The 9,663-nt window shown below is 69.8% G+C and carries 12 protein-coding genes; 7 read left to right on the forward strand and 5 right to left on the reverse strand.

Translation table 11 applies throughout. The features are described from left to right. Positions 1–4: 4 nt before the first annotated feature. Positions 5–655, reverse strand: coding sequence for an envelope integrity protein Cei (gene cei, locus BST44_RS02385; RefSeq protein ID WP_083174876.1), 651 nt, complete (start codon positions 653–655; stop codon positions 5–7). Between the two features lie 194 nt (positions 656–849). On the opposite strand from cei, the gene BST44_RS02390 reads away from it, so the two are divergent. Then, positions 850–1,152 (forward strand): DUF4193 domain-containing protein, encoded by a 303-nt coding sequence (locus BST44_RS02390; RefSeq protein WP_007171590.1) that lies wholly within the window; start codon positions 850–852, stop codon positions 1,150–1,152. 12 nt (positions 1,153–1,164) lie between these two features. Here BST44_RS02390 and BST44_RS02395 read toward each other — a convergent pair whose 3' ends face one another. Continuing rightward, positions 1,165–1,650 (reverse strand): DUF3093 domain-containing protein, encoded by a 486-nt coding sequence (locus tag BST44_RS02395; RefSeq protein WP_083174877.1) that lies wholly within the window; start codon positions 1,648–1,650, stop codon positions 1,165–1,167. Positions 1,651–1,675: 25 nt separating this feature from the next. Between BST44_RS02395 and dut the strand changes: the two genes are divergently transcribed. Both dut and BST44_RS02405 read left to right on the forward strand, forming a co-directional pair. Next, positions 1,676–2,140: a dUTP diphosphatase gene (gene dut / locus BST44_RS02400; RefSeq protein WP_083174879.1), complete on the forward strand. Its 465-nt coding sequence runs from the start codon at positions 1,676–1,678 to the stop codon at positions 2,138–2,140. Positions 2,141–2,212: 72 nt separating this feature from the next. Beyond that, on the forward strand, positions 2,213–2,977 hold the full coding sequence (locus BST44_RS02405; RefSeq protein ID WP_083174880.1) for a DUF3710 domain-containing protein: 765 nt from the start codon (positions 2,213–2,215) through the stop codon (positions 2,975–2,977). An 8-nt stretch (positions 2,978–2,985) separates the two neighbouring features. On the opposite strand, the gene BST44_RS02410 is transcribed toward BST44_RS02405, so the two are convergent. Continuing rightward, positions 2,986–3,687, reverse strand: a complete 702-nt coding sequence (locus BST44_RS02410) for a hypothetical protein (RefSeq protein ID WP_083175089.1) — start codon at positions 3,685–3,687, stop codon at positions 2,986–2,988. A 138-nt stretch (positions 3,688–3,825) separates the two neighbouring features. Here BST44_RS02410 and BST44_RS02415 point away from each other — a divergent pair, with 138 nt between their 5' ends. Together BST44_RS02415 and BST44_RS02420 are read left to right on the forward strand one after the other, a co-directional pair. Further along, positions 3,826–4,194: an OB-fold nucleic acid binding domain-containing protein gene (locus tag BST44_RS02415; protein WP_083174882.1), complete on the forward strand. Its 369-nt coding sequence runs from the start codon at positions 3,826–3,828 to the stop codon at positions 4,192–4,194. 74 nt (positions 4,195–4,268) lie between these two features. After that, the gene (locus BST44_RS02420; protein WP_083175091.1) at positions 4,269–4,910 is read left to right on the forward strand and encodes a DUF3159 domain-containing protein; all 642 of its coding nucleotides are present in this window, start codon (positions 4,269–4,271) and stop codon (positions 4,908–4,910) included. Between the two features lie 5 nt (positions 4,911–4,915). Here the strand turns inward: BST44_RS02420 and BST44_RS02425 are convergent, their stop codons facing one another. Continuing rightward, positions 4,916–5,593 (reverse strand): potassium channel family protein, encoded by a 678-nt coding sequence (locus tag BST44_RS02425; RefSeq protein ID WP_083174883.1) that lies wholly within the window; start codon positions 5,591–5,593, stop codon positions 4,916–4,918. A gap of 11 nt (positions 5,594–5,604) precedes the next feature. After that, a complete protein-coding gene (locus tag BST44_RS02430; RefSeq protein WP_007171599.1) occupies positions 5,605–6,273 on the reverse strand; it encodes a potassium channel family protein in 669 nt (222 codons plus the stop codon). A 130-nt stretch (positions 6,274–6,403) separates the two neighbouring features. Between BST44_RS02430 and BST44_RS02435 the strand changes: the two genes are divergently transcribed. Continuing rightward, complete coding sequence (locus BST44_RS02435) at positions 6,404–8,401, forward strand: APC family permease (RefSeq protein ID WP_083174885.1); 1,998 nt, start codon at positions 6,404–6,406, stop codon at positions 8,399–8,401. Then, positions 8,398–9,621 (forward strand): class I SAM-dependent RNA methyltransferase, encoded by a 1,224-nt coding sequence (locus BST44_RS02440; protein ID WP_439330689.1) that lies wholly within the window; start codon positions 8,398–8,400, stop codon positions 9,619–9,621. Before BST44_RS02435 ends, BST44_RS02440 begins: the two co-directional genes overlap by 4 nt. Positions 9,622–9,663: the final 42 nt, after the last annotated feature.

The following is a 9,663-nucleotide window of genomic DNA, read 5'->3' on the forward strand; positions in this document are numbered from 1 at the left end:
TCGGTCAGCAGCTGCTGGAGTGGATCTTGGTGAGCAGCGCCGGGTCCGACGGCTCGGTGGCGCCGGGGCGCAGGGTGGCCAGTACGGCGTCGATGTCGTCGTTGTGGGCCAGCGCGGTGAAGTCCGTGCCCAGCGCCAGGTCGACGGAGTCGTCGGCGCGGCTGTCGTTGAACAGCTCCATACACGGCGCCACCAGCCACACCGCGGCCGCGGTGGCCTGCCCGGCGGTACCGAACCGGATCTCGCCCTGACAGGTGAGCCGGGCGCCGGCATACAGCGGGTCGTTGGCGGCGGCGGGCGCAGCGAAGCCGAGGTCTTTGAGCGCGCCCGCGACGTCGCCGGCTTGTCCGCCTCGGCCGCTGGCGTTGAGCACCCGGACCTTGGTGTCGCTGAGTTTGGCGGGTGTGACATCCATCATCGCGCTTCGCGAGACCTGCTCGCCGAGCTGAGCCGGCGCCGATCCATCCGCCTTCGGCGGCGGGTTGCACACCGCCACCTCGTGCACCTTCGCGGGCCTGGTCAGCGCGATCGTCCACACCACGGCCGTCACCACGACGAGGAAAACCACCACCACGATGGCGGGCCGGGGATTGCGCCGCCGGAAGGGCCGGCCGTGCTTGTCGAACGCGGTACCCTCGGTGATTTGTGCGACCACAGGTGCACTCTAATCGCACGAGAAACGCACTGTTCAAAGGCGAACGCAAGGGCCAAGATGGGCGTGTGACGTAAATCACACATTAACGGCCCACGATACGGGCACGAATCGTTTGGTGGATGCGTTCGACGCTGGTACAAAGCGATGCCTGAGATTACGAGGGCATGCAGAGGCAATAGGGCAGGGGAAGAGATATGCCTACCGACTATGACGCTCCACGGCGCACCGAGACGGACGACGTCTCGGAAGATTCGCTGGAGGAGCTCAAAGCCCGACGCAACGAGGCGGCCTCGGCCGTCGTCGACGTCGACGAATCCGAAACCGCTGAGTCTTTCGAGCTGCCCGGCGCCGACCTGTCCGGGGAAGAACTGTCCGTGCGAGTCATTCCGAAGCAGGCTGACGAGTTCACCTGCTCGAGTTGCTTCCTGGTGCAACACCGCAGCCGGTTGGCCAGCGAGAAGAACGGCTTGATGATCTGTACCGACTGCGCGGCCTGATCGGTTTCGAGGTCAGCTGCGCAATGCCGATAGCACCCGCTCCGGGTGGCGGCAGCTCACCAGCCAGTACGGCGTCGGGTCGTCCGGATCGTCGAGGACGACCAGGACCATCGGACCGACCCATGCCCGGTGCAGGACGAACGCCGCCGGGTCGAGCTGGCGGCCCAGGGCCGCGGACTTGGCCGACGGGGCTACCGCTGCGGATCGGGCGATCGCGGTGACCGGCAGGTGCGCCTCGCCGGCCCACAGCTCCACCCCTCCCGGGACCTTCGGATCGGCGGTGACCCGGATCTCGACGCGGCCCAGCCACCACAGCGCCCCGGCCGCGACGGCGAACAGCGTTGCGTACGGCAGCCACGTCGGTCCGGGGGCGACACCCATGTTGACTTCGAAAGCGATGAGGCCCGCCAGCCCGAAGCCCAGCGGCCACCACCACCAGGGCACCCACAGTCGTTCGCGATATCGCAGACTGTGCGGCGCGACGCGCGTACCGGACACGCAGTCAAGGGTAATCTGTGGCCCCGTGTCGACCAGTCTGGCCATCGTCCGCCTCGATCCCGAGCTTCCGCTGCCCACCCGTGCCCACCAGGGTGACGCCGGGGTGGATCTCTACAGCGCGGAAGACCTCAAGCTGGAACCGGGGCGGCGCGCCCTGGTCCGCACGGGCGTGGCCGTCGCGATTCCATTCGGGATGGTCGGGCTCGTTCACCCGCGCTCGGGGTTGGCCTCGCGCGTGGGACTTTCGATCGTCAACAGCCCGGGCACCATCGACGCGGGCTATCGCGGCGAGATCAAGGTCGCACTGATCAATCTCGATCCGGCCGAGCCCATCGTGGTGCATCGTGGCGACCGCATCGCCCAGCTGCTGGTGCAGCGGGTCGAGCTGGTCGACCTGGTCGAGGTGTCGTCGTTCGACGAGGCCGGCCTGGCCGAAACATCCCGTGGCGACGGCGGCCACGGCTCCTCCGGCGGGCATGCGAGCCTGTGATGCGCGCCGGTGGCGATGCGGTGGGGCTACCGCCCGCCCGCGGGGACGAAGCGATGAGGAGGGGCGGCGCTGATGGCTGCATTCGGTAAGCGCTCACGCAACGACGAGACCGGTGTCGGTCAGCCCGACCCGGCGGCGGGCGACGCCGTGGCACCACCCGGCGACGAGGCCTCCGACGAGATCGAAGAACTCGAGGGCCCGTTCGACATCGACGATTTCGACGACCCGTCGGTCGCGGAGCTGGCGCGCCTGGACCTGGGCTCGGTGCTCATCCCCATGCCGGAGGCCGGCCAGCTGCAGGTCGAACTGACCGAGACCGGGGTCCCGAGCGCCGTGTGGGTGGTCACGCCCAACGGGCGCTTCACCATCGCCGCCTACGCGGCGCCCAAGACGGGCGGCCTGTGGCGGGAAGTGGCCGCCGAGCTCGCCGATTCGCTGCGCCAGGACTCGGCCAAAGTCAGCATCAAGGACGGGCCGTGGGGCCGCGAGGTGGTCGGCTCCGCCTCCGGTGCGGTGCGCTTCATAGGTGTCGACGGCTATCGCTGGATGATCCGTTGCGTGATCAACGGTCCGCACGAGACCATGGAGGCGCTCGAGCAGGAGGCGCGAGCAGCGTTGGCCGACACCGTGGTTCGCCGCGGTGACACACCGCTTCCGGTGCGCACGCCGTTGACCGTCCAGCTGCCCGAGCCGATGGCGCAGCAGCTGCGGGAAGCCGCCGCCGCCCAGCAGGCGCAGCAACACGAGGAGGCGCAGCAGGGCGCCGACGAGCCCGCGGCGCGCCGCAGCGCCGACGGCTCGGCCATGCAGCAGCTGCGCACCACCACCGGCGGCTGACCGGGGGCTCAGCTCGCGTCGGCGAGGGCGGCCAGGCAGGCCGCGCCGAGCGCGGCGGGGTCCGCGCCGATCTGATCGAGCGTCACCGTCCGCAGCGCCGCGCGCGCCGCGGCGCCCACCCATTCCACCCCCACCCGCAGCGGGTGGACGGGGTCGTCGACCGCGGCCGCGACGCCCAGCGGCGCGGCCAGCCGCGCCAGCTCGGCGTGGGTCGGGGCGACGTAGGCGGCGGCCTCGTCCATCGCGCCGGGCAGCTGCGGCCATTGGCCGCGCCAGGAACGGGCCAGTTCGTCGGCCAGCCACGGCGGGCTGGACGCCCGCATCTGGCCGGTCGTCACCTCCAGCCCGTCCGCGCGCAACTGTGCCGCCGTATGCCGCGCCGCCAGGGCCGCGGGCGCCCCGTCCGGCGGCCCGGCCCAGGCCGGCAGCGCCGCCAGGACGGCGACCACCTTGTCCGCGTGGGCCAGCGCCCAGGCGACCGCCACGGCCGCGCCGATCGACACTCCGCCGACCGCGATCGGGCCCGTCCGCGCGGCGGCGTCCAGCGCGGACACGTAGCCGTCGATCAACCGATCCGGCCGCGGCGGCGGGGCCACGAGAAGGGCGCCGACCTGGCGCAACGGACCCGAGAACGCCCGCTCGACGTAGTCGTCGTCGGACCCCGTGCCGGGCAACAACACGGTGCTGACACCCCGCAGATCGACAGCCACCCCCCGATAGTGCCCCGGCGTTCGGCCGCGCTCCAACATGGGTGTTTGAGTCGGTTGGCGCATGGGAACCAACAGGTCTACGGTGTCCGTTGGCGTAAATGGAAGCGCCAAGGCTTATCGGCATTGTCAGGAGGGGCCATGGGGGCCCAAGGGTATCTGCGCCGGCTCACCCGTCGCTTGACGGAGACGCCGGAGCAACGCGACTCCGAGGAGTTGTCCGACGAGGTCGCGAGCACCGGCGCGCATCGGGCGATCGATTGTGAGCGTGGCCAAGAGGTCACGATGGTCGGCACGCTGCGCAGCGTGGAATGTAACGGCAAGGCCTGTGCGGGCGGTGTCCGCGCCGAGTTGTTCGACGGCAGCGACACCGTGACCCTGGTCTGGTTGGGCCAGCGCCGGATACCCGGCATCGACTCCGGCCGCAAGCTGCGGGTGCGGGGCCGGCTGGGCAAGCTGGAGAACGGGGCCAAGGCCATCTACAACCCGCACTACGAAATTCAGCGGTGACGCGTCCCGGCGATCGGGGGTCGGGCCGGCAACCGCACGAGTCGGGCTCCACCGAACCCGCGGCCACCGGCCGCATCACCCCGGAACGGCTCCTGGCACAGGCGGGCGGGGTCAGCGGCGTCATCTATTCGTCGCTGCCCGTCGTGGTCTTCGTCATCGCGTCGAGCGTCTCGGGTTTGTTGATGGCGATCGCGTCCGCGGTGGCGGTGGCCGCACTGGTCTTGCTGTGGCGGCTGATTCGGCGGGATTCCCCCCAGCCGGCGTTCTCCGGGTTCTTCGGCGTCGCCATCTGCGCGCTGGTCGCCTACGTCGTGGGGGAGTCCAAGGGCTATTTCCTGCTTGGCATTTGGATGTCGCTGCTGTGGGCGGTGGTCGTCGCGGCGTCGGTCGTCATCCGCCGGCCCCTGGTCGGCTACGTGTGGAGCTGGGCCAGCGGGCGCGGCCGCGCCTGGCGCGAGGTGCCCCGGGCGGTGTACGCGTTCGACATCGCCTCGCTCTGCTGGGTGCTGGTCTTCGCCGCCCGATTCGTCGTCCAGCGCCTGCTCTACGACGCCAACCAAACCGGTTGGCTGGCGGTCGCGCGCATCGCGATGGGGTGGCCGCTGACCGTGGCGGCCGCATTGGTGACCTACGCGGCGATCAAGTCTGTGCAGCGGGCCGTTCCGCCCGCCGGCGACACCGGGGTTCAGGTCGAGGCCCGCCCCGTCGGCGACTAGTCGGACTAGTCCGTCAGCGCGGGGCCGTCCGGCAGCAGCAGCTTGCGCAGGTCCTCCTCGGCGTCGGCGACCGCGACGAAGAGCAGCTCGTCGCCGCCTTCCAGCGGCTCGTCCGCCTCGGGCACGATCACCCGCGGGCCGCGCAGGATCGTGACCAGCGAGGCGTCCCGGGGCAGTTGAAGCCGGCGCACCGGCTTACCCCCCCAGGGAGTGTCGTCGGGCAGGGTGATCTCCACCAGGTTGGCCTGCCCCCTGCGGAATTCCATGAGCCGCACCAGATCACCGACGGCGACGGCCTCTTCGATGAGCGAGGCCAGCATGCGCGGCGTGGACACCGCCACGTCCACGCCCCACGCGTCGGTGAACAACCATTCGTTGCGGGGGTCGTTGACCCGGGCCACCACCCTGGGCACCGCGAATTCGGTCTTGGCCAGCAGGCTGAGCACGACGTTGGCCTTGTCGTCGCCGGTCGCCGCCACCACCACGTCGAACTCCTGCAGGTGCACCGACTCCAGCAGGCTCAGCTCGCAGGCATCGCCGAGCCGCCAGTGTGCCGCGGGGATCGCGTCGACGTCGACGTGGTCGGGGTTGCGCTCGATGAGCGTCACGTCGTGTCCGTTGCCGATGAGTTCGCGGCTGACGGAGCGGCCGACCGCGCCGGCCCCGGCGACAGCTACCTTCATTTCGCCGCTCCTTAACCGAGTTCTTCGCTGGGTGGCAGGGCCGCGATGGCCACGGCCTCGGCGGCGCGGCCGGAGATCGCGGCGACATAGATCTGATCGCCGGCCTGGATCACCGTCTTCGGCTCCGGCAAGACGCCGGCCCCGAACCGGATCAGGAACGCGACGCGGGCGCCGGTGGCCTGCTCGAGATCGGTTATCCGATGGCCGATCCACTCCTCGTGCAGGACGACCTCGGCGACGACGACCGTGCCGGTCGGGTCCCGCCACTTGGCGGTCTCGGTGTCTCGCAGCAGCGCGTTGAGCAGGCGGTCGGTGGTCCACGGCACGGTGGCGATCGTGGGGATGCCGAGGCGCTCGTAGACCTCGGCGCGCTTGGCGTCGTAGATCCGGGCGACGACGCGCTTGACACCGAAGGTCTCCCGGGCCAGCCGCGCCGAGATGATGTTCGAGTTATCCCCGGATGACACGGCGGCGAACGCGTCCGCCTCCTCGATGCCGGCCCGCAGCAAGACGTCCCGGTCGAATCCCTGCCCCAAGACCCGTTCGCCGGCGTACTCCGGGCTGAGCCGGTTGAAAGCGGTGCTGTCGCGGTCGATCACCGCGACGTCGTGGCCGATCCGGGACAGCCCGTCCGCCACCGAGGAACCGACGCGGCCGCAGCCCATCACCACTACTCGCACTTTCCGATCCTCTCGGCTGCGTCCTGCCTTCCGAATCGGCAACCCCATGCCGGGCGGGCCGATCCGGGTCGGCAAACATTCTCGCCTACGAAGCTACCGCCAGACCCCTGTGGGCTTACTCTTGGCTCTCGTGTCCAAACTTTCAACCGCAGCGCGTCGGTTGCTGATCGGCCGGCCGTTTCGCAGCGACCGACTGAGCCACACCCTGTTGCCCAAGCGGATCGCCTTGCCGGTGTTCGCCTCCGACGCGATGTCGTCGGTGGCCTACGCGCCCGAGGAGATCTTCCTGATGCTGTCGGTGGCCGGGCTGGCCGCCTACGCCATGGCGCCCTGGATCGGCCTCGCCGTCGCGGCCGTCCTGCTGATCGTGGTGTCCAGCTACCGGCAGAATGTGCACGCCTACCCGTCCGGAGGGGGCGACTACGAGGTCGTCACCACCAACCTCGGCGACACCGCCGGCCTCGTGGTCGCCAGCGCCCTGATGGTGGATTACGTTCTGACGGTTGCCGTTTCCATCTCGTCGGCCATGTCGAACATCGGCTCTGCCATCCCGTTCGTCTATGACCACAAGGTGTTCTTCGCGGTCGTCGCCACCCTGGCGATCATGGCGATGAACCTGCGCGGGGTGCGCGAATCCGGTCTGGCGTTCGCCATCCCGACCTACGCGTTCATCGTCGGGATCGCCTGCATGATCGTATGGGGCTTGTTCCGGATCTTCGTGTTGGACGACCCGCTGCGGGCCGAGTCGGCGGGATTTCAGATGCACGCCGAACACGGCAAGGTCGTCGGGTTCGCGCTGGCCTTCCTGGTGGCCCGCTCGTTCTCCTCGGGCTGCGCGGCACTGACCGGTGTGGAGGCCATCAGCAACGGGGTGCCGGCGTTCGAAAAACCCAAGTCGCGGAACGCGGCCACCACCCTGTTGATGCTCGGGATCATCGCGGTGAGCATGTTCATGGGCATGATCGTGTTGTCCGTGCAGACCGGGGTCCAGCTCGTCGACGATCCGGCCACGCAGCTGACGGGCGCCCCGCCCGGGTATCAACAGAAGACTCTGGTCGCGCAGCTGGCCCAGGTGGTGTTCGGCAGCTTCCACATCGGGTTCCTGCTGATCGCCGGCGTCACCGCGCTCATTCTGGTCTTGGCCGCCAACACCGCATTCAACGGCTTCCCGGTGCTCGGGTCGGTCCTGGCGCAGCACAGCTACCTGCCCCGCCAATTGCACACCCGTGGCGACCGGTTGGCGTTCTCCAACGGGATCCTGTTCTTGTCGGCCGCGGCCGTCGCGGCGGTGGTGGCGTTCCGTGCCGAGTTGAGCGCGCTGATCCAGCTCTACATCGTCGGCGTGTTCATCTCGTTCACGTTGAGCCAGATCGGAATGGTCCGGCACTGGACGCGGTTGCTGCGCACCGAGACCGACCCCCGCGTCCGGCGCACGATGATGCGCTCGCGGGTCGTCAACACGATCGGCCTGATATCCACCGGCGCCGTCCTGATCATCGTCCTCGTCACGAAATTCCTCGTGGGTGCGTGGATCGCGATCGTCGCCATGAGCGCGCTGTTCGTCGTGATGAAAATGATTCGCAAGCACTATGATTCGGTGAATCACGAGCTGGCCGAGCAGGCTGCCGAGCAGGAAAACGAGATGGTGCTGCCGAGCCGCAATCACGCCGTCGTGCTCGTGTCGAAGTTGCACCTTCCGACCCTGCGCGCCCTCGCCTACGCGCGAGCGACCCGGCCCGACGTGTTGGAGGCCGTCACCGTCAGCGTCGACGACGGGGAAACCCGCGAGCTGGTCCATCAATGGGAGGAAAGCGATATCAGCGTTCCCCTCAAGGTGATCGCCTCGCCGTATCGCGAGATCACCCGGCCCGTCCTGGATTACGTCAAGCGAGCGCGGGAAGAGTCACCGCGCACCGTCGTCACGGTGTTCATCCCCGAATACGTGGTGGGTCACTGGTGGGAGCAGGTGTTGCATAACCAGAGTGCGCTTCGGCTCAAGGGCAGGCTGCTGTTCATGCCGGGCGTGATGGTGACTTCGGTTCCGTGGCAATTGACTTCGTCGGAACGGCGCAGGACATTGCAACCGCACGTGGCCCCCGGTGACGCCCGACGGGGAATCTTCGATTGACACCGGAATCGACCCGCGCACCCGACGAGGTGACGGCCCCCCACGGGGAATTGACGTTGGTCACCGGCGCCCCGGCCAACGGCGGCAGCTGCGTGGCGCACCACGAAGGGCGCGTGGTGTTCGTCCGCTACGCATTGCCGGGTGAGCGGGTACGGGTGCGGGTCACCGCCGACCGCGGATCTTATTGGCACGCCGAGGTTGTCGAGGTGCTCGAGCCGGCGCCCGACCGCATCGCGTCGCTGTGCCCGATCGCCGGGGTGGGCGGCGCCGGCTGCTGCGACGTGGCGTTCGCCACGCCCGAGGCGGCCCGCACGCTCAAGGCGCAAGTGGTGGCCAATCAGTTGGAGCGATTGGGCGGACACCGCTGGGACGGCGAGGCCGAACCGCTGTCGGACGCCGGGCCGACGGGCTGGCGGACCCGCGTGCGGCTCGATGTGGGCGCGGACCGTCGCCCGGGCTTCCACCGGTATCACAGCGACGAGCTGGTGACCGACCTGCGCTGCGCGCAGCTACCGGCCGGCATGCTCGACGGGCTCGCCGAATCCGACTGGCCGGCCACCGCCCACTTGCACGTCGTCGTCGACGACGACGGCGCGCGGCATGTGGTGCGCACCCTGCGGCAGGGCAAGCGGACCGCGACCAAGGTGGTGGAGGGCGGCTACGAGGCGGTGCAACGGGTGGGCGCGCGCAGCTGGCAGATCCCGGTGACCGCCTTCTGGCAGGCGCACCGCGGCGCCGCCGGGGTGTACAGCCGGCTGGTCGCCGACTGGGCGGAGCCCCGCGCCGGCGCGACGGCGTGGGACCTCTACGGCGGCGCGGGTGTCTTCGCCGCGGCGCTGGGCGCGGCGGTCGGCGAGTCGGGGCGGGTGCTGAGCGTCGACACCTCGCGCGCCGCCACGCGCTCGGCGCGCGCCGCGCTGGACGACCTGCCCCAGGTGCAGGTCGTCACCGACTCCGTGCGCCGGGCGCTCGGCGCGCAACGGTCGAGCGCCGATGTGGCCGTGCTGGATCCGCCGCGGGCGGGCGCCGGGCGCGACATCATCGACCTGCTGGCCGCCGCCGGCGTTCCGCGGGTGGTGCACATCGGTTGCGAGGCGGCGTCTTTCGCGCGCGACGTCGGCCTCTACCGTGGCCACGGCTATGCCGTCGAGAAGATCAAGGTGTTCGACGCGTTTCCGCTCACCCACCACACCGAATGCGTCGCGCTGCTCACCCGGTAGCCCACCGGTCGCCCCCGGCCGCAACGCCGCCGCGGGTGTGTT

Source organism: Mycobacterium scrofulaceum (genome assembly GCF_002086735.1).
Classification (GTDB): Bacteria; Actinomycetota; Actinomycetes; order Mycobacteriales; family Mycobacteriaceae; genus Mycobacterium; species Mycobacterium scrofulaceum.

Excerpts from the sequence above, each read along its gene's own strand:
- BST44_RS02425 (WP_083174883.1), bottom strand. The coding sequence starts at position 5,593 with ATGAAGGTAGCTGTCGCCGGGGCCGGCGCGGTCGGCCGCTCCGTCAGC.
- BST44_RS02390 (WP_007171590.1), top strand. The coding sequence starts at position 850 with ATGCCTACCGACTATGACGCTCCACGGCGCACCGAGACGGACGACGTC.
- BST44_RS02415 (WP_083174882.1), top strand. The coding sequence starts at position 3,826 with ATGGGGGCCCAAGGGTATCTGCGCCGGCTCACCCGTCGCTTGACGGAG.
- BST44_RS02405 (WP_083174880.1), top strand. The coding sequence starts at position 2,213 with ATGGCTGCATTCGGTAAGCGCTCACGCAACGACGAGACCGGTGTCGGT.